Genomic DNA, 23,415 nt, shown 5'->3' with positions numbered 1-23,415 from the left:
CGGTTCTCTCTTTATACATTTGATTGTTTTCTCCTGAATGATTAATATAATGGACGATGTTATGAACCTGCCGTATTAAAATTAGAGATGAGGATTACGATGAATAAAGCAAAGATTCTTATTATTGAAAATGATGCTCCGATTACCGACTTGCTTTTGTACGGACCACGGGATGCATTACTACCGTCCTCGGAGCCGGATACAAATTTTAAAAAATGGGTGGTTAAGCATGATACGTAAAATCAGCATCAAATTTCTGATCGGTTTTTTTCTGATTTTCTCGCTTTCTTTTGTCGTGCTTAATCAGACAGTCAAGGAATTTATCCAGACAAGCAATCAGAATCTGGTTACCTCCGAACTCGTCGGACTGAAAAATAATAGCAATGTGTATGTACGCCAGGCTTTCCTGATTAACCATTTCAGCAGCAATGAGCTGTATTTTGGAGAAATCGCCAGGGAGATAGCCACTAATCTGAACCATACCACGGACAGCAGTATTGGCGTGTATACGGTGGAAGGCAAATTGCTTTATGCCCCAGACAGCTCCATATTTCAGCAGCAAATGCAAAGCGATCTGCAGCAAGCGATTGATGGCAATACAGCGTACAGCATTACTTATGATCGTAATAAGACGACTGTTCTTTTCTCCTATCCGGTTGTTATAGACGGTTCAAAGGTGGGCATCCTGCGTTTTTACAAAGATTTCAGCTCACTTTACGAACAAACCGGACAGATTCGACAGATTACCCTCTATATTGCCCTAGCGATTTTTGCGGCAGCCTTTCTGTTTTCCTATATTCTTTCCAGGCATATTACCATCCCGCTGACCAGACTGACGCAGGCCTCCACCGAGGTAAAAAACGGAAATCTGGATATCCGCCTACATTTTAAACGCAGGGATGAAATTGGCCGACTGGCTGAGAATTTTAACGATATGATTGGTCAAATTAGCAGACAAATTCATATTATTGAGAAGGATCGGGACCATTTAAAGCAGCTTCACCAGCAGGAAAAGCGCTTTTTTGACAATATTACTCACGAACTGAAAACGCCGTTAACCTCCATTTTGGGATATGCGGAGCTGATCAGGCTTAACGGTGAGAAAGACCGTGCTTTTTTTGATAAAGGAATGAATCATATTATCGAGGAGAGCAGGCGCCTGCATGCGATGGTGCTAAAACTACTGGAAGTTTCACGCAAAAATATCATGCTCCAAGAGCTTGAACGGGTGGATATCGGGCTGATCCTGCAGGATGTGTGTGAATCAATGATGATCCGCTCTCAGCGCTATAAAAAAAACATTGAATATGAGATTAATGAGGAATTGATCATGTTGGCCGATCGGGACAGAATCAGACAGATGTTCATCAATTTGATAGATAATGCGATTAAATACAGTTTGCCTTTTTCGGCAGTATCGGTAAAAGCGGTGCGGGCAGAAGAAAAGATTCGCTTGATCTTCAGCAATCCAAGCGATCCAATTGAAGCAGAACATCTGTCACGCCTATTACAGCCGTTTTATCCGGCTCATTCCGACAGCGCCGAAGAAGGCAGTGTAGGATTGGGACTCAGCATTGTGAAATCTATTGTTGAAGAACTTGCCGGTTCCATCTTAATTACAAATGAGCATAATGAAACTATCGTTACGGTGGAATTTAAAGCGCTGGAAACCGCGGGGAACGGAGAATGAATAATGGGCAATAAATATAAATATGTTGTAATGCCGCTGGTCGTATCTCTCGTGATATTACTGCTGTCAGGATGCGGTTCAGAACCAAAAACAGAGACTGTCGTCATCACCGACAGCAATGAAGTTTCCAGTACCGATCAAAGCTCTCGTCCGTTTCAGGTCCAAAAAATATATCGGCTTCCGGATCGTTTTGCAAATCGGGGCCAGCTGCTGGGCTGGTCGTCTGGAGATGCCATCATCGCATCGTTCGGGGCCATGACCATACTGAAGCGAGGCACGCTGGAACGTTTAACTTATCCGTATGAGCAAAGCAAGGTCATATCCGAAATAGACAAGGTAACTTCCAATACAATACTTTCCCCCGATGGGAAATATATTTGCGAAGTTTCCCCTTCTTCCTCGGAGACAACCTTAAAGCTTATTTCCTTGCAGGATGGCAAGGAAAAGGAAATAGACAGGATCAGCACCAGGAACGAATCTTATGTACAATATGTTTCCTGGTCGTCCAACAGTTCGTATATCAGCTACCTGGTAGAAAACCTGGTTGATCATGGAGCTGATAGCCTATACATCTACGATGTTGGGTCTCAAACTTCCAGCAAATATCAGTTAAAAGGGATCCTAAAGGAAGACACACTTTTGAGTGTTAACCTTGCAAATGATGGCCGCAGCGTACTGCTACAGTTATTTGGTGCAAAACAAGGTCAGAAAAAGGTGCTAACCCTGGGGAAGATTTCAGGAAAGAATATTGAATTTCAATACGAGCGTCAGATTGGTGGAGATTCAGTAGCCTGGATGAATAACGACCAGTTTGTGTTTCTCGGAACGGATAATTCATTGTACGAATATGATCAGCGAAACGGCGAGCTCTCTGTCATTTTGGAAAAAGTGCTTGATTTTGAATTTTCGCCTGACAGGAAAAATATCGCATACACCGTGTATGATCAAAATGTCACTTACGTAGCCAAGGTGCAGGGAAGAAATATACTGTACAACGAACCGGTGTATCGCGGAATTGTGCCAACGCATATGTATTGGAATCCGAACAATAAAAGTGTACTACTTCAAGGACAAAAACAGTTGGATTCCTCGCAGACTGCGCCAACGGATTCTCCTAGTAAGGAGTCATTGATCATTGAGTTGAAATAGCGATTAGGATTTCTATATTTGTGGATGTCAAAAACCTTACTTCGGTTGTTCAGCCGGAATAAGGTTTTTCTTTTTGCAACCGTTGTGACAATTTGTTTACATGTTGATCAAACTTTCGCGACATCTTTTTTCTATAGTAAATGAAGCAAGATCATTAGCCTATAAGGACAAGGAATGGACCATAGTGAATGAAAATCCGAATCTGCACCTAAATCAACCCATAAAACGTTATATGACCGGTCTGGATGGGCTAAGGGCCATCTCTGTGCTTGCTGTTATTGCTTATCATCTTCATCTTAGATGGGCAGAGGGTGGGCTGCTAGGAGTGGAGATTTTCTTCGTCCTGTCAGGCTATCTGATTACGGATCAGATCCTTTATGAATGGAGGACACGCAACGGTTTTTCCATTGTGCGGTTCTGGATCAGACGAATGCGCAGACTACTGCCGGCAATGCTCTTTATGCTGACTGCAGTGGCATTGTGGCTTTTAATTACCGATTTTTCCAGACTGCAAGCATTAGAAGGCCATTTTGTATCCTCGCTTTTTTACGTAAACAACTGGTATCTCATTTTTCATCATGTTTCATATTTTGAGAGCTTTGGTCCGACTTCACCTATCGGGCACCTCTGGTCGCTTTCCATTGAGGAACAGTTTTACGTCATCTGGCCGCTCGTTCTACTGATTGGTCTGTGCCTTGCACCGCGACGAGGCAGACTGATGTTATACATTCTGGGTTGCGCCTTCGTATCCGCCATAGCCATGGCCGTTATATACGAACCCGGAACAGACCCGAGCAGGGTGTATTACGGGACGGACACGCGGGCGTCTGCTATTTTGATCGGAGCGGCTCTGGCGGTTGTCTGGCCCAGTTGGAGACTGAGCAACAATGTATCTTCTTCATCCCGCACCATGCTGGATATGACTGGCGTGCTGGGCATTGTAATGCTGTTTATCCTGATTGCTCAGACCAACGAGTATGATGATTCGCTGTATCGCGGCGGTTTTCTTTATTTATCACTCATTACTGCGGTTGTTATCGCTGTACTGGTTCATCCAGCCAACCGACTGGAACGATTACTCGGCTGCCGGCCTCTAAGCTGGATCGGTAAGCGATCTTACAGTCTGTATATATGGCATTATCCAATCATTATTTTATCAAGTCCCGTGGTAAATACCGATGATGCCAGCTATATGCGCATGGCTCTGCAGGTGACGGCCAGTTTCATAATGGCGGGTCTTTCCTACAAATACATCGAAGAGCCCATCCGCCGTGGGACCTTTTGGACTGGCCTGCAATCACTCCGCAGATCAGGCGCTGGCAGCCAGCTAGGCCTTGTCGTCATTGTTATCGCCATCATTCTCGTCCTGGCATCATGGAAGACGAATTCACCGGCTCCAGATCCTGTACCTGATGCACCAGCAGCCGTAAACCGGGACCCCGTCCAGACAGAACAACTACAATGCAGCTGTTCCGATGAAAATCATCCCGCTGAAAATACAAGCCACTCCGCAGAAGGAGCGGGGATCACTGCGATCGGAGATTCGGTTATTCTGGATGCCGCCCCGTTTCTGGAAAAGCAGCTCCCCGGTATAATCATTGATGGCAAGGTGGGACGTCAAATGTCACAGGCAGGTGATGTGCTTGATGGCCTGCGGGAACAGGGTAAACTTGGCCATAAAATCATTATTGAACTCGGCACCAACGGCGTTTTTAACCAGAGTCAACTGAAGTCCTTGCTGGCTTCACTGCAGGACTCCCAGCAAATTTATCTGATAACAACTAGAGTACCAAGAGGTTGGCAGAATACCGTAAATGACAATCTGCGTGAAATTGCTGGTGAATTTCAAAATGTCCAGCTTATCGACTGGTATTCAGCCAGCGAAAACCGGGACGATCTATTTTATGGTGATGGTGTCCACCTGAAACCAGAAGGCGCTCAGTATTATGCCTCGTTGTTAATTGATGCTATCAAACAAGATAAAACCTACTAGCATGTTAAAGGAAAGGATGAACTAGCTATGAACAAAAAAAATGGATGGATGGTAAGAGGATTATGGGGATTTATGATTATCCTTATCTTTTTAGGTGCCATAGTTCTCCATATGCACGCAAAGCAAAATTCAGATGATCACGAATCCCGCAGCAAGGACTCTTCTCTATACAATCTTGATAAGATGCAGACTGCTGCACAAAAGCGTGCGGCTTCTAGCACCAGCGGGGAACAAGCTCAATCATCTGCTTCCTTAAACGGCGAGGGCGTCACGATGATTGGAGATTCGGTTACGGTCGGAATTGAGCCTTATTTAAAAGAGCAGCTTCCGAAGATGACGGTTGACGGTAAGGTTGGCCGGCAGATGTCTCAAGCTGTAAAAGTCATTAATGAATTGGCCGCCCAAGGCAAACTGGGAGACCAGGTCATTATCGAACTTGGCACCAATGGTCCGTTTAGCAAAAACCAACTGCACGACGTACTGCAATCTCTTTCCGGAGCCAAACAGGTAATCTTGGTCACCACCCGGGTTCCGAAAGGATGGCAGGACACGGTGAATGACACGATTGCACAGGTCGCCGATGAGTTTAGCAACGTCAATGTGGTGGACTGGTATTCGGCCAGTGTAGGCAAAGACGAATACTTTTATAAAGATGGTGTCCATTTAAAACCAGATGGTAGCCGATATTACACTTCACTCCTCGTAGCAGCCTTGCAAAAATCTTAATACAGAAAGGGGCCTGCGCGTCTACAAATCTGGAAAGGAAGAATGACATGACACAGAGGAAAAAGAGGATATTGATTGTAACGTTGTTACTTGGGGTCGCTGCTGTAAGCTTTATCTTTTATTATTTCTTTTCCATTTACAAAGGGTTAGAAGGACTTAGTAAAACCCCGGAAAACTCCCCATTTGTTAAAGTGAGCACTGATAAAGTCGAAGCACTAAAAGCACCGGAATGGGAGGGAACCGAACCTGTAAATATTTTGCTGATGGGCGTGGATACTCGCGAGAACAACAAGGGCAGTGTACCCCGATCCGATAGCATGATGGTCGTTTCGTTGAATCCTACCGATAAGCGTATTCATGTGTTTTCGATTCTTCGAGACACTTATACGGATATTCCTGGGCACGGCAAAAATCGAATTAATACCGCTGTTACGCATGGACCCGATACGGCGATGAAAGCAGTCAGCGAATTGCTGGGAGTGCCAGTTCATTTTTATGTATACACGGATTTCCAGGGGTTTATTAAACTCGTAGATGCTGTAGGCGGACTCGATTTTTATGTCGAGAAGGATATGTACTATGAAAGCAAGGCCGATCTGCATGAGTATGATATTAATTTAAAACAGGGACAGCAGCATTTCGACGGCAAAACGGCGCTTCAATATGTCCGTTTTCGTCATGATGCTATGTCCGATTATTCCAGAACAAAAAGACAACGGCAATTTATTACGGCATTAGCCGAGAAGGTAAAAACAACGACTTCCATTATGAAATTCCCTTCTATTCTTGAGGAAATCAGTCCGTATATCGATACCAATTTGTCAGTCTCTGATATGTGGAATTTGGCTTCAGTAGGGTACCAAAGTACATTAAACGGAAATGAACAAATACCGCCAATGAAGCTATTAAAAGAAACTTATGTGGGCAAGGCGGCTGTTCTGGATGTAAAAAGTCGAACGGATTTGAAGCAATTTGTGCAAAGCATCCTAAACTCCGACGCTTCTCATTCGATTACAGACAATTCTTTAGGGCAGAAGCAGAAAACAGATTTTGAATAGGGTTAGACAATATATTAGATCTTATTTGCCGGACAATAGTCTGTTAAATGCTCTTTGTGAATAAAGAAGAGCATAACATGATCTTCCGGTTATCTATAGGGGGAAAAAGAATGGGTACAAAACAGATCGTAAGGTTCTGCTTGGCATTAACTATATCCGCCGCCATGCTTCTGGAGATCACTGCTCCGCACATGGCTATGGCTGATGCTGCGCAACGTGCAAAAAGCACGTTGTTGAACGATAAGAGTGAACCAACAAAAATAATTTCAACGCAGGTTAAAAATACCCCGACACTAAAATTGGATAGCCATGTGGCATCCATGACGAAGAAAAGAACCATTAAGGCTAGATTTAAGCTTCCGAAGGGTACCGATATAAAGAAAATAAGCTGGACCTATGGTGGTAAGCCATTATCGGAATGGAAATCGTACAAGAATCGCGGTTATAATGGCGCCCCCTTTATCACCGTTACTCAGGTCAAAGCCGAACACGCAGAAGTCACTGCCAGTATCAATTTCGGTCTTACCTATGGTACGGAGAATCTTGCCGAGCCGAGTCTGCAGCGTCCACTGTACGCATCATTGATGGGAACCTATGAACTGGCTGCAGTAGTCAACGGCAAAACCGTTGCCCAAGCACCTATTAAGTTGGTCCCGTACGACAGCTTCCGTACCTATGATGAGCTGAAGCCGGAGATTGATGCGATTACGGCACAGGCAGCTCAAAAAAACGACAGATACATTAAAACGTTGTCGATCGGCAAATCCGTTGAAGGCCGCGATATTTTTATGACTATGGTTGCCAAAGATCAAGCAACGATTGACAAATATCAGAATGTAACTCACCCTGCCATGCTAAATGATCCTGCAAAGCTGGAGAACGATATTCAATCCGGCGCATTCGGAGATTATCAAGTGCCCATCTGGATCAACAATATTCATCCGAATGAAGCGCCAGGCTTTGATGCGATTATCAATTATTTTAAGACTATGGCACTCGATAAAAATGTTACGTACAAGACCACCTTGTCCAATGGAAAATCGAGTACGGTAACTCTCAATATGGATGATGCGCTTGAACATGTGTTTTTCCTGTTCCTGTATACAGAAAATCCAGATGGAAGGGTTCATACCGAACGTTATAATGCTGAATTTTTTGACTTAAATCGGGATAATTCATATCAAACCCAGCCTGAAACACGCAGTATCACAGAGCAAATCGCCAAGTGGTCGCCGATTTCTTTCTTAGATCTGCATGGGTTTGATAAGAATTTTCTGATCGAGCCTACCACACCGCCTCACGATCCGAATATTGAGTACGATCTACTTATGGATAACATGGTAGAACAGGCCAAAGCGATGGGTGAAGCAGGTATAGCAAACACGAAGTATGATTACTACCATATTCCTTATGAAGAACATCGTAAAACAGTTGAAAATCCTAAATATGTTTCCAAGGGGACTTCTTCAGGATGGGACGATGCGTCTCCAGCCTATACAGCTGTCTTCGCCATGCACCATGGTGCAATGGGACATACGCTGGAAACACCTGAATCGAATGAAGAGTCGACCAAAGCATTGTATTATAGTGTCGCTGCAGCAACTGATTTTGTTATGCAAAAGAAAGAAAAGTTATTTTTGAACCAGCTAAAAGTATATGAACGTGGAATCAACAATATCGATGATCGATCCGTAGATCGGTATCTAGTCAATGCAAAAAATCAAGTCATTGGTCGCCCCCGTCACGGTAATGAGAATTTTTTTCCTGAGTATTACGTTTTGCCGATCGATAAAAGTCTTCAAAAAAATCCGCTGGAAGCCTATCGGATGATTGAGTATCTTATCCGCAATGGAGTAACGGTTGAACGCTCGACAGAGACTGTAAGTACTGCTGGCAAGACCTACCCTGCGGGTTCATTTATCATAAATATGCATCAGGCTAAACACGGCATTGCAAACATGGTTTTATATGACGGTATTAACGTCTCAGATTATGCTTCCGTAGCTGGCGAGATTGTGCAGGACTTTCCCGTCATGCGAGGATTTGAACGTGATGTGATTAGAGAAGCCGGCGTGTTTGCGGGCAAAACGACTCCGGTGACTTCCGTATCGATTCCGGCCACATCATTGCCGAATGATTCTGCCTATGTTTTAATCCGAAACACCAATAACGATGCCATCAAAACGGTCAATGAATTACTTAAATCCGGCAAAGTGGTTACGATGCTATCCAAAAGCGGAACAGGATATGAAGCGGGTGACTTTGCAGTGGCCTATGATGATCTGCATCCGCTGGTGTCAAAATACTATCTTGATGTCACGGCATTCGGCAATAACAAACCCGTTGGCAAAGTTCTTAAACCTTCTACGGTAGCCGCTCTCGGCGAACCAGCTTATGTGCTCAAAAATCTCGGCTTTAAAGTGACCGATGATCAGCAGCTTGCCGATGTGCTCGTGAATACATTCGATTCCGACAAACTTGTTGAGAAAGGAAAGCCATACATTGCTTATGGGAATATGGGGATGGGTAACGTGAAAAACTGGATTCCTCAATTTGCGTTTGCTGGACCGACATGGGAAAGATACGAAGGGGTCTTCCTGGCGAATGTCCAACAGGATCATGTGATTACAGCCCCTTACGATAACGAAGAATATTTCTACACCGTTACAGGTTCTTACATTACGAAGCTACCTAAAGCCGCAAAAGTTCTTGCAACCATTAGCAATAAAGAAAACTTCTTCAAAGCAGGTTGGTGGCCAGGTCACGATGCTGCAAGAGGAAAGATCATGGCCTTCACCTATATGGAAAACAAAAAGAATATCACAGTTTTCTCCAACGATCTAACCAATGGCGCTCATCCGCAGCATCAATTCCGACTACTGGCCAATTCGATTTTCAATGCCGTTCCCAGCAAACCCTGAATGATTTTGCAAACAACCTTATTCCGGTTATCAGCCGTGAGTAAGGTTGTCTTTGTGATAAGGGTTATTGTCCTCTGTGACATTTTGTTTACAACTTGATCAAATTTTAGCGACATCTGAAGGCTATATTTGGATTAGAACGTGAAATGAATCCTGTTCACAACAGGGATTTATGGAATGTATGAATTCAATATTTTAGGGAGGAATGTAATTTGCTAAGTAGCATCAAACTGACAAGCAGATCTGTCAGAAAATATGAGGGGGACACAAAGATTGAAGATCCGGTTGCTAATAACATGGATAATAAAGCAGTGGACACATCAGGGACCACCTCATCTCACGACAGTACAGAAACCGATAATCTCCCCCAAAGCTCTGTGACAGAGCCACGGAGAAAGACACACAGCATCAAAGGACGTCTCGTTGCGCTTGATGCTGCGCGCGGACTGGCCGTGCTGGGAATGTATTTGCAGCATTTCGGATCAAATCCAAGCGTTTCTGCAATTGTTTCCGGAAATACCACCCTATTATTTGTGTTGTGCGGCGGTATCTCCTATTCTATTATGGGACAGCGTATGATGGATCGGGGAGCAGAGGCGACCGCTTTTCGTGCACGAATGCTGGCCCGTGCGGTGTTTGTTGATATTATTGGTTATTTGCTTATTATGCTGAACACTTCATACGGCATCATTTTGCCTGCCTATGCAGCTATGTTTGTGTTGGCCCTCATGTTATTTCGTCGTTCGACCCGCACCATTGTTACAACAGCAATAGTTTTGCTCGTAACGGCCCCGCCGCTAATGATTCTTGGATCAAGCATTTTCTCAAAAGCTTATCTTCTTGGTGATATCGCGGGAGGTCCGATGTCTGCCCTCGCCTTGACTCCTGCATTTGTTGCTGGTATGGCCATTGGCCGCGTTGACCTCACCAGATTACGTACAGCCCTCTCACTCGCAGGCAGCGGTATCGTTATGCTTGTTATTGGCAAAGTAATGGCCGCTTTTGTGCTTCCGAATTGGAATCTTCACTTTGAACAATGGCTGATAAGTGTGCAAGGAACTGCTCCTGTACAGCCGGATGAATACGCAATTTGGCCTCTTAATACGGAATCACCGATGTGGCAGCTCCTTTTGGGAACGGCTCCGCACACCGCTTCGACATTCCAGACGATGATAGGATTAGGAATTTCATTTTTGGTAATGGGAGTTACGTGCCTCGTATCCAAAAAAACTTCCGCTGTATTAATGCCTTTCGCAGCAGTCGGACGTGTCGCCCTGACCATGTATGCCTTTCAGTTTGTAGTGGTGTGGATTCTTGATCTGACAAAGATTGGGCACAGTCTGGATGGAATTCCTTTCGGCAACGTAATGATCGCAGTTGCAACACTACTGCTGGGATTATTGATTGCTCAGCGTGCTGTTGGTCCGCTTGAAGGATTGATGCGCCGCTTTGGCCGATTGTTCAGCTCTACCCAACCAGTCTCACAAACTGTAAAGTAGATAGCCTTCTTGATACTCTATATAACGGACTAATCAAAAAAGATACAAGATAAAAAGTTCGCTATCTGTATAAAAAGCCTACAGAAGGTGTCTAGATTAACTAGGGTAATAAGATAATCATTGAACAGAGTTATCAGGAAGGAACTAATTCCTTGCTATTTTCCCCCGGATTATCCGGGGGGCTTATCCCCGCCGTTTTAGCAACACCCAGTATCGTAATTAGGATTTCTTTGACTGTTTTCTGAATTCTTCTTGTCTCGCTGATTTTTCTAAGCTGCTATATAGTCTTTGTTTTCTTATCCATCCAATACGCTCCTATCGGACACTCCTGACTGCTTCAGATGCTGAACAAAGATATCGTACATTGAACTCATTTTATGACCCTTATTTTTCGCATAAGACCATGAAGCCACCTACTACACGTATGTATTATGAAAATTCACATTCTTTGCCGCCATTGAGCTACATAAAAGTGCCAACCGGAATTGCACTATTCCTAGCAGATATATTGTTAACGCCTAAAGAATGGGCGTGCGCAACCTAAATGTAACTCGCTGGACTTCAATCGCTCGCGGAGGGCATTTTACTGCCATGGAAGAGCCTGAGCTTTTAGCTCAGGACATTCGTGCCTTCTACAAACCTTTTAGAGCAAAAAATAAATATTAACCAAGGTCCGCCCCGTGCATTAACTGGATTAATAAGAAGAGCTATTATAAGCGGTCGTAATCTAACGGGAAACGATAGCTTAATAAATACAAAAAGAAGAGATGGCATAAGCCATCTCTTCTTTCATCTATATAAAGCGGGTGATGGGAATCGAACCCACGCTACCAGCTTGGAAGGCTGGAGTTCTACCATTGAACTACACCCGCAAAAAAAGTGGTCGGGATGACACGATTTGAACATGCGACCCCCTGGTCCCAAACCAGGTGCTCTACCAAGCTGAGCTACATCCCGAAATAGATGCCGGTGAGAGGACTCGAACCTCCACGGTTTCCCTCACGATTTTGAGTCGCGCGCGTCTGCCAATTCCGCCACACCGGCTTATGAAATTAATGGCGCGCCCTGAGAGATTCGAACTCCCGGCCTTTTGATTCGTAGTCAAACGCTCTATCCAGCTGAGCTAAGGGCGCAAATATGGAGCGGACGACGGGAATCGAACCCGCGACCCTCGCCTTGGCAAGGCGATGCTCTACCGCTGAGCCACGTCCGCAAAAACAGGTATGCGCGTGGAGGGACTTGAACCCCCACGTCAAAGACGCTAGATCCTAAGTCTAGTGCGTCTGCCAATTCCGCCACACGCGCATACAATGATAATGGTGAGCCATGAAGGACTCGAACCTTCGACACCCTGATTAAAAGTCAGGTGCTCTACCAACTGAGCTAATGGCTCTTAATGGCTGGGGATATAGGATTTGAACCTATGCATGACGGAGTCAAAGTCCGTTGCCTTACCGCTTGGCTAATCCCCATTATGTATTCAACAGGGCGATTGATGGGACTTGCACCCACAAATGCCATAGCCACAATTCAGTACGTTAACCCATTCGTCACGACCACCATGGCAATAAAACTGGTGGAGGATGATGGATTCGAACCACCGAACCCGTAAGGGAGCAGATTTACAGTCTGATGCGTTTGGCCACTTCGCTAATCCTCCAAAATGGTGCCGGCGAGAGGACTTGAACCCCCAACCTACTGATTACAAGTCAGTTGCTCTACCAGTTGAGCTACACCGGCATATTAAATTAAATGGCGGAACTGACGGGATTCGAACCCGCGATCTCCTGCGTGACAGGCAGGCATGTTAGGCCTCTACACCACAGTTCCAGAGGCATTTCCAACAGGAAATTAATTGCGGGGGCAGGATTTGAACCTACGACCTTCGGGTTATGAGCCCGACGAGCTACCGAACTGCTCCACCCCGCGACATCAAAGGTATTTCTTAATACTATTAATGGTGGAGGCTGAGGGGATCGAACCCCCGACCCTCTGCTTGTAAGGCAGATGCTCTCCCAGCTGAGCTAAGCCTCCATACTACTATGACCCGTAGGGGATTCGAACCCCTGTTACCTCCGTGAAAGGGAGGTGTCTTAACCCCTTGACCAACGGGCCACATATCTATTATAAGAGCTGGCGGAGAGAGAGGGATTCGAACCCTCGAGACGCTTTTGGCGCCTACACGATTTCCAATCGTGCTCCTTCGGCCAACTCGGACACCTCTCCATATGGCTCCCCGAACAGGACTCGAACCTGTGACAACTCGATTAACAGTCGAGTGCTCTACCAACTGAGCTATCAGGGAATATTGGTGGAGCCAAGGGGGATCGAACCCCTGACCTCCTGCGTGCAAGGCAGGCGCTCTCCCAGCTGAGCTATAGCCCCATCTTAGACATAACACTTAATTCTGACTATATAGAGGTCAGTCTTACAGGCGAAAAAAAATCCCCAGAGAAGGGGCTTATGCTTGGCGGCGTCCTACTCTCCCAGGACCCTGCGGTCCAAGTACCATCGGCGCTGGAGGGCTTAACGGTCGTGTTCGGGATGGGTACGTGTGGAACCCCTCCGCTATCGCCACCAAACATGAATTTGCCTCGCAAATTCTTCCGTAAGGTTATTCGGTTCATCACGGATTGTGTGAATGAATAGCCATACGCTTGTCGTATGTACTTCTACATACCTTCAAGGTTACACCCTGAAAACTGGATCCGAAACTCATTGCGTCTTATCTTAGGATAAGCCCTCGACCGATTAGTATTGGTCAGCTCCATGCATTACTGCACTTCCACCCCCAACCTATCTACCTCGTCGTCTTCAAGGGGTCTTACATACTGGGAAATCTCATCTTGAGGGGGGCTTCACGCTTAGATGCTTTCAGCGCTTATCCCTTCCGTACATAGCTACCCAGCGGTGCTCCTGGCGGAACAACTGGTACACCAGCGGTACGTCCATCCCGGTCCTCTCGTACTAAGGACAGCTCCTCTCAAATTTCCTACGCCCACGACAGATAGGGACCGAACTGTCTCACGACGTTCTGAACCCAGCTCGCGTACCGCTTTAATGGGCGAACAGCCCAACCCTTGGGACCTACTTCAGCCCCAGGATGCGATGAGCCGACATCGAGGTGCCAAACCTCCCCGTCGATGTGGACTCTTGGGGGAGATAAGCCTGTTATCCCCAGGGTAGCTTTTATCCGTTGAGCGATGGCCCTTCCATGCGGTACCACCGGATCACTAAGCCCGACTTTCGTCCCTGCTCGACTTGTAGGTCTCGCAGTCAAGCTCCCTTCTGCCTTTGCACTCTTCGAATGATTTCCAACCATTCTGAGGGAACCTTGGGGCGCCTCCGTTACTCTTTAGGAGGCGACCGCCCCAGTCAAACTGCCCACCTGACACTGTCCTCGTACCGGATCACGGTACCAAGTTAGAACCTAGATACGATCAGGGTGGTATCCCAAGGATGCCTCCCCTCAAGCTGGCGCTCAAGGTTCAACGGCTCCCACCTATCCTGTACAGATCGTACCCAAATTCAATATCAAGCTGCAGTAAAGCTCCATGGGGTCTTTCCGTCTTGTCGCGGGTAACCTGCATCTTCACAGGTATTAAAATTTCACCGGATCTCTCGTTGAGACAGCGCCCAAGTCGTTACGCCATTCGTGCGGGTCAGAATTTACCTGACAAGGAATTTCGCTACCTTAGGACCGTTATAGTTACGGCCGCCGTTTACTGGGGCTTCGGTTCATAGCTTCGCCCGAAGGCTTACCACTCCCCTTAACCTTCCAGCACCGGGCAGGCGTCAGCCCGTATACTTCGCCTTGCGGCTTCGCACAGACCTGTGTTTTTGCTAAACAGTCGCTTGGGCCTTTTCACTGCGGCCCCCTCGGGCTATTCACCCTACCGAGGCACCCCTTCTCCCGAAGTTACGGGGTCATTTTGCCGAGTTCCTTAACGAGAGTTCTTCCGCGCGCCTTAGAATTCTCTTCTCGCCTACCTGTGTCGGTTTGCGGTACGGGCACCTTCTCCTGGCTAGAGGCTTTTCTTGGCAGTCTGAGATCATGACCTTCGCTACTATAATTTTCGCTCCCCATCACAGCCCAGCCTTACGATGTGCGGATTTGCCTACACATCAGCCTCACTGCTTAGACGGACATCCATCAGTCCGCGTCACTACCCTACTGCGTCACCCCATCGCTCATGGCGGATTACGGTGGTACAGGAATTTCGACCTGTTGTCCTTCGACTACGCCTATCGGCCTCGCCTTAGGTCCCGACTTACCCTGAGCGGACGAACCTTCCTCAGGAACCCTTAGGCTTTCGGCGGATCTGATTCTCACAGATCTTTTCGTTACTCATACCGGCATTCTCACTTGAATGCAGTCCAGCGCTCCTTCCGGTACACCTTCAACCCGCATTCAACGCTCCCCTACCCCTGATGCAAGCATCAAGCCATAGCTTCGGTGGTGTGTTTAGCCCCGTTACATTTTCGGCGCAGAGTCACTCGACCAGTGAGCTATTACGCACTCTTTCAATGGTGGCTGCTTCTAAGCCAACATCCTGGTTGTCTGTGCAACTCCACATCCTTTCCCACTTAACACACACTTGGGGACCTTAGCTGATGGTCTGGGCTGTTTCCCTTTCGACAATGGATCTTAGCACTCACTGTCTGACTCCCGGAACTAAATCTATGGCATTCGGAGTTTGACTGAGCTTGGTAACCCTTGCGGGCCCCGCACCCAATCAGTGCTCTACCTCCACGATTCTTCTTTCCGAGGCTAGCCCTAAAGCTATTTCGGGGAGAACCAGCTATCTCCGGGTTCGATTGGAATTTCTCCGCTACCCCCACCTCATCCCCGCATTTTTCAACATGCGTGGGTTCGGGCCTCCAGTGCGTGTTACCGCACCTTCACCCTGGACAGGGGTAGATCACCCGGTTTCGGGTCTACGTCCACGTACTCATTCGCCCTATTCAGACTCGCTTTCGCTGCGGCTTCAGCTCTTCACCTTAACCTTGCACGGGAACGTAACTCGCCGGTTCATTCTACAAAAGGCACGCCATCACCCCTAAATTGGGCTCTGACTTCTTGTAAGCACACGGTTTCAGGATCTATTTCACTCCCCTTCCGGGGTGCTTTTCACCTTTCCCTCACGGTACTGCTTCACTATCGGTCGCCAGGGAGTATTTAGCCTTGGCAGATGGTCCTGCCGGATTCATACGGGGTTTCACGTGCCCCGCACTACTCGGGATCCGTCTCGGAGGGAACGGGTTTTGAACTACAGGGCTTTTACCTTCTCTGGCGGGCCTTTCCAGACCTCTTCATCTAACCGGTTCCTTTGTAACTCCATGTGAGACGTCCCACAACCCCAAGGAGCAAGCTCCTTGGTTTGGGCTAATCCGCGTTCGCTCGCCGCTACTGACGGAATCACTATTGTTTTCTCTTCCTCAGGGTACTTAGATGTTTCAGTTCCCCTGGTCTGCCTCTCACTCACCTATGTATTCAGTGAGTAGTGACTGTCGATGAAGACAGCCGGGTTTCCCCATTCGGACATCCCCGGATCAAAGCTTGCTTACAGCTCCCCGAGGCCTTATCGTTGTTCGCCACGTCCTTCGTCGGCTCCTGGCGCCTAGGCATCCTCCGTGTGCTCTTTGTAGCTTAACCTAGTATTTACATCGTAAATACGATTTGCTTTGGATTTCGGTTCAACACTTACGTGTGAATGAAATTCAAGGCAGCTACCTTTATTTCACTTGTTTACACAAGATCAGCTTAAAGGAATATTCTAAAACGCAATTTCGTTTCGGTATCCAGTTTTCAAGGTGCAATTCGCTTCGTCGAAGCGAAGCCCGATGAATATTTCGTTTCCACACGATGTGTGAATGAAACATTCGTCGAAACTTGAGAGTTTGAACTCTCAAAACTGAGCAACGAGTGAGTAAGTTCAGGATATCCATTTCATTCACACGAACGTGATGAACCAAATCGAATATCCAGTCACAGGTACGTGTACCTGCTGATTTGAATGTTTCCATCGCAGGAAACGATTCTCCATAGAAAGGAGGTGATCCAGCCGCACCTTCCGATACGGCTACCTTGTTACGACTTCACCCCAATCATCTACCCCACCTTCGGCGGCTGGCTCCTTGCGGTTACCTCACCGACTTCGGGTGTTGTAAACTCTCGTGGTGTGACGGGCGGTGTGTACAAGACCCGGGAACGTATTCACCGCGGCATGCTGATCCGCGATTACTAGCAATTCCGACTTCATGTAGGCGAGTTGCAGCCTACAATCCGAACTGAGACCGGCTTTTCTAGGATTGGCTCCAGATCGCTCCTTCGCTTCCCGTTGTACCGGCCATTGTAGTACGTGTGTAGCCCAGGTCATAAGGGGCATGATGATTTGACGTCATCCCCACCTTCCTCCGGTTTGTCACCGGCAGTCTGCTTAGAGTGCCCAGCTTGACCTGCTGGCAACTAAGCATAAGGGTTGCGCTCGTTGCGGGACTTAACCCAACATCTCACGACACGAGCTGACGACAACCATGCACCACCTGTCTCCTCTGTCCCGAAGGAAAAGTCTATCTCTAGACCGGTCAAAGGGATGTCAAGACCTGGTAAGGTTCTTCGCGTTGCTTCGAATTAAACCACATACTCCACTGCTTGTGCGGGTCCCCGTCAATTCCTTTGAGTTTCAGTCTTGCGACCGTACTCCCCAGGCGGAATGCTTAATGTGTTAACTTCGGCACCAAGGGTATCGAAACCCCTAACACCTAGCATTCATCGTTTACGGCGTGGACTACCAGGGTATCTAATCCTGTTTGCTCCCCACGCTTTCGCGCCTCAGCGTCAGTTACAGCCCAGAGAGTCGCCTTCGCCACTGGTGTTCCTCCACATCTCTACGCATTTCACCGCTACACGTGGAATTCCACTCTCCTCTTCTGCACTCAAGCTCCCCAGTTTCCAGTGCGACCCGAAGTTGAGCCTCGGGATTAAACACCAGACTTAAAGAGCCGCCTGCGCGCGCTTTACGCCCAATAATTCCGGACAACGCTTGCCCCCTACGTATTACCGCGGCTGCTGGCACGTAGTTAGCCGGGGCTTTCTTCTCAGGTACCGTCACTCTTATAGCAGTTACTCTATAAGACGTTCTTCCCTGGCAACAGAGCTTTACGATCCGAAAACCTTCATCACTCACGCGGCGTTGCTCCGTCAGGCTTTCGCCCATTGCGGAAGATTCCCTACTGCTGCCTCCCGTAGGAGTCTGGGCCGTGTCTCAGTCCCAGTGTGGCCGATCACCCTCTCAGGTCGGCTACGCATCGTCGCCTTGGTAGGCCATTACCCCACCAACTAGCTAATGCGCCGCAGGCCCATCCACAAGTGACAGATTGCTCCGCCTTTCCTCCTTCTCCCATGCAGGAAAAGGATGTATCGGGTATTAGCTACCGTTTCCGGTAGTTATCCCTGTCTTGTGGGCAGGTTGCCTACGTGTTACTCACCCGTCCGCCGCTGGGTCAGTTAGAAGCAAGCTTCTAACTGACCCCGCTCGACTTGCATGTATTAGGCACGCCGCCAGCGTTCGTCCTGAGCCAGGATCAAACTCTCCATTAAATACCAACCGAAGTTGGTTATAGAAAGAGCGATTAGCTCATTTTGAAACTGACGAGATAAAATATCTCTTTGTTTGATTTTGCGAACAAAATCAACTTACTCACTCGTTGTTCAGTTTTCAAAGATCAAATTCTTTTCACTGCGTTTTTCAGCAGCTATAAGATCATATCATGTTCATTTCAAAAATGCAAGGGTTATTTTTTTCTTTTTTCGAAGATCATTTCACCCTGCTTATTCTCTTTTGAAACGGCTGTTTTATTGTCAGCTCAAATAATATACCACTTTGCTTTACTGATTACAACATGTAAAAAATACCAATTAAATACCGCTAACTGATTTTTGAAAGTCGGCTCTACTACTGTATCCATCAAACTTTTGAATTTGTTTTTCTTCATTATAATTATCGTGAGTATTTGACTGGATCTATTGCACTTGAAAAATGCTTTTCACGCATAGCGATTAGGTATATTACGGGCTCCTAGAGTGGGCGATCAATAATGTAGGCGGTGCTTTAGAGCAAGCAGCATTAGCTAAAGTCAGGGTAATGACCTTCCTTTTTGAGTACCATAAAAATTAATGCATTCAGGTGTATATTGAAACATGAAAATTGAGATCCAACAAATGCTTACAGAGAATCAATTGTCAACGTTTCTTCAATAGTTGGTCTGAAAGCATTTCTGGCATACGGTGCTTACGTGGCATCAAAACATGCAATTCAAAGTCTTACCAATGCAACTGCGCTTGATTATGCAAGTCAAGGCATTCGTATCAATCCTGTAGCTCCACGACACCCTAATAGGGCAGTTGAATATCAAGGAGTGCTAGCAGTTATGCTGTATTTGTACCAATTGAAGCCATCTGGCGATTTTAACAGTTGCAAAAGGTATCGCTTGGCTTCTCTCTGACGAAACTTCCTATATAATTGGATCTACGTTAACGATTGATGGCGGCTTGGTGCTTTTTAAAATTACTTACCCCAAAAAAGAATCCTTTACATTTCACATATACGCTTTCCCATCACCGTCAGCATTTCCCTATATCCCCCGTACCTCAGTGCCAGGTTCGTCTTTTCTTCATCAGAAAAACGACCTTCTTCTATAGGCTGTCAGTCCGGTCATCCTCACTACATGCAGAAACGGGGATATGGGGCCATTAACAGAATCAAATCCGCGTCAGAAAATTCTTTTTAGAATGCACGTGGCAAAAGAGACTGTCCTCTGGACAGCCTCTTTTCTGTAATAGGTCTAACTCATTTAGTTCGCTAGTCTGTAGGTTACTGATGGATGCCTGCTTTTATTGCTGGGTCAAGATGATAGGACCGTCTGCTGTAATTGCCAGCGTATGCTCGTATTGTGCCGACAAACCACCGTCCAACGTACGTGCGGTCCAGCCGTCCGCATCAATTTTACTGCGGTATGTGCCTGTGTTGAGCATCGGCTCAATTGTAATGACCATGCCCTCTTTCAAGCGTGGTCCACGGTGCGGAGGTCCGTAATGCGGAACCTGCGGTTGCTCATGCATTTCTTCCCCGATGCCATGCCCAATAAATTCGCGTACGACCGAGAAGCCTTCCGCTTCCGCGTAAGTTTGGATCGCATGGGAAATATCCCCGATCCGATTACCAACAACAGCTTGCTCAATCCCTTTATACAGAGACTCTTTGGTAACGTCCAACAGCTTTTGGGCCTGCTCAGACACATTCCCCACCGCATATGACCAAGCGGAATCTGCCAGCCAGCCATTCAGGTTCACAACCATGTCGATCGTCACGATGTCGCCGTCCTTCAATGGTGTTTTGTTCGGAAAACCGTGGCAAATCACATCATTAGGGGAACCACAAGTTGCAAACTGGTAGCCGTTATAACCCTTTTGCTCCGGCGTTGCGCCATGCTTCTTCATAAATGATTCTGCAAAGGCGTCAATTTCCAGTGTCGTAATACCTGGCTTAATCATTTTAGCAATTTCCCGGTGGCAAGCAGCCAAAATTTCGCCAGCTTTTTTCATATTTTCAATTTGTTCTTTGGTTTTAATGATAATCATTAAATGTTCTCCTTCTTATCCATGTTCGTTCCACTTTTCACTGCTTCTTTTTTCTGCTTCTATTGTAACGCTAAAAGCAGTGAAATGGAACCGATGTCAATTGATACCGTTTACAAGGGCTTAAACGGGGTTTATAATACTCCATAATTTGTATACAAGTATGCAAAATTATTTGCAAGATAGGAGTATTCTATGAAATATCCAACAACCTGGTTACAGGGCGCATCGCTTGGAGAGAGGATTGCTTGCGAACTCCGACTTCAGATTATACGTGGTATGCAGACACCCGGCACTGTTCTATCTGAAAATCAGATTGCTACCGATTTTGGTACCAGCCGTTCTCCTGTGCGTGAAGCCATGAAAGTGCTCTCAAGCGAAGGACTTATCCGCTTGGAGCGCATGGGGGCGGTTGTGATCGGCATGACACCCGATGATATGGAGGAGCTATTCGACGTACGAATGCTGATTGAGCATTTTGTTGTTCAAAGGTATGTACATAGGGATAATACCATATTGGTAAACACTTTAAATCAGATGATCGACAAAATGGAAGTCGCTCTCAAGCACAGAGATATCGCTGAATTTTCTCTTCAGGATTTTAATTTTCATGAAGCTCTGGTTCTGGAAGCAGGCCATACCCGTATTCTCCATACCTGGAATGGCATGAGACAGTTGATCCTGACGGTTATGCTGGCTGCGACAGAACAACGTTTTGCGTCTAACATCGAAGAATCTCAAGTCACGATTCACAAGCACCGCACCTTTGCAAATGCTTTAAAACAAGGAAATGATCAAGAATTATCCCGAGTCATTGAGGAACATTACCGAGACACTCGCAACGCGGTTAACGATAGCGTTTTGTCCCCCTATAGAAGAACATTATCCTAGCCGGAACATACCCGACAAAGAGCCAAATGTATCGCGTCTTTATGCCCACTCGAACTGACGCGGTTCTCTTTTCAGACTGGATTGTCGACAAGTATACAATTAACTATACATATTAGCACCTTTACTCTTTGAATGTTATGGAACCATCCTCTCCCTAGTCGCATTCGGTTTGATTATACTGCTGGATGTGTTAATTTAACGATAATAGCTAATAAGGTAAGTGAAGGAGAGAATGAATATGACTGAAACCCGATATATGATCGGCGTCGATATTGGCACGACCAGTACCAAGGCAGTGCTTTTTGAAGAAAACGGCAATATTGCCGCGCAGCATCATGTGGGCTATCTACTCCATACACCTGAGCCAGATGCGGCAGAACAGGACCCTGAAGATATTCTCAAAGCTGTCGTAGAGACGGTGCAAGAGGTCATGACACAAAGCGGAGTACCCGCCGAACATGTGCTGTTCGTCTCCTTTAGTTCGGCTATGCACAGCGTACTGGCGGTGGACAAGAACGGTAAACCACTGACCGCCTCCATCACGTGGGCAGATAATCGTAGTGCCAAATGGGCTGAAGCGCTCAAACATAAATACAATGGACACGATATTTACTTACGCACGGGAACGCCCATTCACCCCATGTCACCGCTGACAAAACTGATGTGGATTACACGAGATTTACCGGATGTTGCGGCCCAGACGTACAAGTTCATTTCTATAAAGGAATATGTCTTTGCCCGGTTATTCCACCAATATGTCGTGGATCACTCGATCGCCTCTGCTACCGGACTCATGAATTTGAAGCAGCTGGATTGGGACGAGGAAGCGCTCACTATTGCAGGTGTGACGAAGGAGCAGTTGTCCGAGCTGGTGCCGACAACTCATGTGCTAAAAGGACTGGACGCAGCCTATGCACATGACATGGGCCTGCTGGAGACGACCCCTTTTGTGCTCGGAGCCAGTGACGGTGTCTTGTCCAACCTCGGTGTGAATGCAATCAAACCTGGAGTTGTCGCTGTTACCATCGGCACCAGCGGAGCCATCCGTACTGTAGTTGATAAGCCTCTCACAGATGCGAAGGGGCGCTTTTTCTGTTATGCCTTGACCGAAAAGCTGTGGGTCATCGGCGGCCCGGTGAACAACGGCGGTATCGTGTTCCGCTGGATACGGGATGAATTTGCAGCCTCTGAGGTGGAAACTGCCAAACGCTTAGGAATTGATCCGTATCATGTGCTGACCCAAATCGCAGAACAGGTACGTCCAGGCTCGGACGGTCTGCTTTTCCTTCCGTATCTATCTGGCGAACGCGCTCCTCTGTGGGACCCAAATGCGCGTGGCTCTTTCTTCGGCCTGTCCCTGCGGCACAAAAAAGAGCATATGATTCGCGCCGCACTGGAAGGTGTACTGTTCAATCTGTATACAGTCATGCTCGCTATGGAGGAAGTCATCGACAGACCGTCTGTCATTCATGCCACGGGTGGATTTGCACGCTCGGAGCTGTGGAGACAACTCATGGCGGATATTTTTGATCAGGAAGTCATTATTCCCGAAAGTCTGGAAAGCTCATGTCTAGGTGCAGCTATTCTAGGCTTGTACGCGTTAGGACGAATTGATTCGCTAGATGCAGTATCCGGTATGATCGGCACCACTCATCAGCATAAACCTGCGGCAGAGCACGTAGATATCTATCGCGATTTACTGCCGATCTATATTCGCATTTCACGTAAATTTGAAGAAGAGTTCAAGGATATTGCAGAATTTCAGGCCAAGTCCCTACAGTCTTAAATTAATGGAACCTGTTCTAACACTGTTGCGTATTATCGTTTTATAAGACCTGTCTATGTCAG

General features: G+C 46.8%; 12 protein-coding genes, 17 tRNA genes and 3 rRNA genes. 11 read left to right on the top strand and 21 right to left on the bottom strand.

The genetic code is table 11. From position 1 onward, the window contains the following. Positions 1-99: 99 nt before the first annotated feature. From ACUC6J_RS02530 to ACUC6J_RS02495, 8 genes are all read left to right on the top strand, one after another. Positions 100-240, top strand: coding sequence for a hypothetical protein (locus ACUC6J_RS02530; protein WP_447249698.1), 141 nt, complete (start codon positions 100-102; stop codon positions 238-240). Then, complete coding sequence (locus tag ACUC6J_RS02525) at positions 230-1,690, top strand: sensor histidine kinase (protein ID WP_222821970.1); 1,461 nt, start codon at positions 230-232, stop codon at positions 1,688-1,690. Before ACUC6J_RS02530 ends, ACUC6J_RS02525 begins: the two co-directional genes overlap by 11 nt. Positions 1,691-1,693: 3 nt before the next feature. Next, a complete protein-coding gene (locus tag ACUC6J_RS02520; RefSeq protein ID WP_193191407.1) occupies positions 1,694-2,839 on the top strand; it encodes a hypothetical protein in 1,146 nt (381 codons plus the stop codon). Between the two features lie 184 nt (positions 2,840-3,023). Continuing rightward, the gene (locus ACUC6J_RS02515; protein WP_447249697.1) at positions 3,024-4,832 is read left to right on the top strand and encodes an acyltransferase family protein; all 1,809 of its coding nucleotides are present in this window, start codon (positions 3,024-3,026) and stop codon (positions 4,830-4,832) included. 27 nt (positions 4,833-4,859) lie between these two features. Beyond that, on the top strand, positions 4,860-5,558 hold the full coding sequence (locus tag ACUC6J_RS02510) for an SGNH/GDSL hydrolase family protein (protein WP_031462720.1): 699 nt from the start codon (positions 4,860-4,862) through the stop codon (positions 5,556-5,558). A gap of 47 nt (positions 5,559-5,605) precedes the next feature. Further along, positions 5,606-6,616, top strand: a complete 1,011-nt coding sequence (locus tag ACUC6J_RS02505; protein WP_250248597.1) for an LCP family protein — start codon at positions 5,606-5,608, stop codon at positions 6,614-6,616. A 110-nt stretch (positions 6,617-6,726) separates the two neighbouring features. Further along, complete coding sequence (locus tag ACUC6J_RS02500) at positions 6,727-9,537, top strand: M14 family metallopeptidase (protein WP_447249696.1); 2,811 nt, start codon at positions 6,727-6,729, stop codon at positions 9,535-9,537. Positions 9,538-9,749: 212 nt separating this feature from the next. Next, positions 9,750-11,036 carry a DUF418 domain-containing protein gene (locus ACUC6J_RS02495; protein WP_447249695.1) on the top strand — a complete coding sequence of 429 codons (1,287 nt, stop codon included), beginning with the start codon at positions 9,750-9,752 and terminating at the stop codon, positions 11,034-11,036. 801 nt (positions 11,037-11,837) lie between these two features. Here the strand turns inward: ACUC6J_RS02495 and ACUC6J_RS02490 are convergent. From ACUC6J_RS02490 to ACUC6J_RS02395, 20 genes are all read right to left on the bottom strand, one after another. After that, positions 11,838-11,908 (bottom strand) — tRNA-Gly (locus ACUC6J_RS02490). An 8-nt stretch (positions 11,909-11,916) separates the two neighbouring features. After that, a tRNA-Pro gene (locus tag ACUC6J_RS02485) sits at positions 11,917-11,993 on the bottom strand. 7 nt (positions 11,994-12,000) lie between these two features. Then, positions 12,001-12,080 (bottom strand) — tRNA-Leu (locus tag ACUC6J_RS02480). Positions 12,081-12,092: 12 nt separating this feature from the next. Then, positions 12,093-12,169: transfer RNA gene (locus tag ACUC6J_RS02475), tRNA-Arg, on the bottom strand. Between the two features lie 5 nt (positions 12,170-12,174). Then, a tRNA-Gly gene (locus tag ACUC6J_RS02470) sits at positions 12,175-12,249 on the bottom strand. 11 nt (positions 12,250-12,260) lie between these two features. After that, positions 12,261-12,341, bottom strand: a tRNA-Leu gene (locus tag ACUC6J_RS02465). Between the two features lie 12 nt (positions 12,342-12,353). After that, positions 12,354-12,429: transfer RNA gene (locus ACUC6J_RS02460), tRNA-Lys, on the bottom strand. Positions 12,430-12,433: 4 nt separating this feature from the next. Beyond that, positions 12,434-12,508 (bottom strand) — tRNA-Gln (locus ACUC6J_RS02455). Positions 12,509-12,610: 102 nt separating this feature from the next. Then, positions 12,611-12,696: transfer RNA gene (locus tag ACUC6J_RS02450), tRNA-Tyr, on the bottom strand. A 4-nt stretch (positions 12,697-12,700) separates the two neighbouring features. Continuing rightward, positions 12,701-12,776: transfer RNA gene (locus ACUC6J_RS02445), tRNA-Thr, on the bottom strand. A gap of 13 nt (positions 12,777-12,789) precedes the next feature. Further along, positions 12,790-12,866: transfer RNA gene (locus ACUC6J_RS02440), tRNA-Asp, on the bottom strand. A 25-nt stretch (positions 12,867-12,891) separates the two neighbouring features. Continuing rightward, positions 12,892-12,965, bottom strand: a tRNA-Met gene (locus tag ACUC6J_RS02435). Between the two features lie 29 nt (positions 12,966-12,994). Further along, a tRNA-Val gene (locus ACUC6J_RS02430) sits at positions 12,995-13,070 on the bottom strand. Between the two features lie 9 nt (positions 13,071-13,079). After that, positions 13,080-13,151 (bottom strand) — tRNA-Glu (locus tag ACUC6J_RS02425). Positions 13,152-13,170: 19 nt separating this feature from the next. Next, a tRNA-Ser gene (locus ACUC6J_RS02420) sits at positions 13,171-13,262 on the bottom strand. Between the two features lie 3 nt (positions 13,263-13,265). Continuing rightward, positions 13,266-13,341, bottom strand: a tRNA-Asn gene (locus ACUC6J_RS02415). Between the two features lie 4 nt (positions 13,342-13,345). Next, a tRNA-Ala gene (locus tag ACUC6J_RS02410) sits at positions 13,346-13,421 on the bottom strand. A gap of 80 nt (positions 13,422-13,501) precedes the next feature. After that, a 5S ribosomal RNA gene (gene rrf / locus ACUC6J_RS02405) occupies positions 13,502-13,618 on the bottom strand. A gap of 149 nt (positions 13,619-13,767) precedes the next feature. Then, positions 13,768-16,692 (bottom strand): 23S ribosomal RNA (locus ACUC6J_RS02400). A 393-nt stretch (positions 16,693-17,085) separates the two neighbouring features. Further along, positions 17,086-18,639 (bottom strand): 16S ribosomal RNA (locus tag ACUC6J_RS02395). The 16S, 23S and 5S rRNA genes sit together here with 17 tRNA genes alongside, the layout of an rRNA operon. A gap of 638 nt (positions 18,640-19,277) precedes the next feature. On the opposite strand from ACUC6J_RS02395, the gene ACUC6J_RS02390 reads away from it, so the two are divergent. Next, positions 19,278-19,544, top strand: a complete 267-nt coding sequence (locus ACUC6J_RS02390) for an SDR family NAD(P)-dependent oxidoreductase (RefSeq protein ID WP_397308267.1) — start codon at positions 19,278-19,280, stop codon at positions 19,542-19,544. 388 nt (positions 19,545-19,932) lie between these two features. Here the strand turns inward: ACUC6J_RS02390 and map are convergent, their stop codons facing one another. Next, positions 19,933-20,679, bottom strand: a complete 747-nt coding sequence (map, locus tag ACUC6J_RS02385) for a type I methionyl aminopeptidase (protein ID WP_013369117.1) — start codon at positions 20,677-20,679, stop codon at positions 19,933-19,935. Positions 20,680-20,871: 192 nt separating this feature from the next. On the opposite strand from map, the gene ACUC6J_RS02380 reads away from it, so the two are divergent. Together ACUC6J_RS02380 and gntK are read left to right on the top strand one after the other, a co-directional pair. After that, positions 20,872-21,567, top strand: a complete 696-nt coding sequence (locus ACUC6J_RS02380) for a GntR family transcriptional regulator (protein WP_031462717.1) — start codon at positions 20,872-20,874, stop codon at positions 21,565-21,567. 238 nt (positions 21,568-21,805) lie between these two features. Further along, positions 21,806-23,353, top strand: a complete 1,548-nt coding sequence (gntK, locus tag ACUC6J_RS02375) for a gluconokinase (RefSeq protein ID WP_167438703.1) — start codon at positions 21,806-21,808, stop codon at positions 23,351-23,353. Positions 23,354-23,415 lie beyond the last annotated feature (62 nt).

It is taken from the genome of Paenibacillus sp. JJ1683 (assembly GCF_053006485.1).
This window is presented reverse-complemented; position numbering and strand designations above follow the sequence as displayed.